The sequence below is a fragment of the Thermobrachium celere DSM 8682 genome, assembly GCF_000430995.1.
GTDB lineage: Bacteria > Bacillota > Clostridia > Clostridiales > Caloramatoraceae > Thermobrachium > Thermobrachium celere.
The window spans coordinates 1-591 of record NZ_HF951986.1; the positions used below are offsets into that span (position 1 = coordinate 1).

Annotated in this window: 1 pseudogene; it reads right to left on the reverse strand. The window is 30.3% G+C overall.

The features are described 5' to 3' along the window. Positions 1-176 precede the first annotated feature (176 nt). A pseudogene (locus tag TCEL_RS00005) lies at positions 177-591 on the reverse strand (hypothetical protein); the annotation flags it as partial.

Here is a 591-nt window from a genome sequence, read left to right on the forward strand (position 1 = left end):
GGTTCCATTTTTCAGGATTTGTTTTAGATAAATCTATAACTACACCTTTATCACCATTTACTGTAACGCTTCTAGCATATGGGTCTACTGCTTCATTCCAAGTTTCTCCTATTTTAACCTTATAGGTATATATTGTTCCATGTTGGTCACCATCAAGTGTATAGGACCAAACCCCTTTAACTTCTTCCTTTTTCTATACTATATTCTTTGTCCTTGAGTATCATTCCATTTTGTAATATATGACAAGTTTTGTCCTCACTTGCAGTAGGTGCCCAAACCTTTAAAATGTAGTTTTTGTAACTTGTATAGTTTGCTCCTAGGTCATCTCCTGAGTAGAAGTATAATTCATCAAATTCCTTTGAACTAAATATTTGTCCGAATGTAGCAGCTTTAGTGCCGTATCCAATAAATTCTACATTTATTGCTTTATCAAGTGAAATTTTTTCATCTAGAATAATTGATAAACGTCTTGCTTTATTTTCAACTTTTGTTGATTCATCAATTTTTATTTCTGAAATTGTATATTCCTTATTGTTATCCTTAACCTTTATTTTATTTTTAGTATCTTCTGTTATAGTAAATGGAAAATTA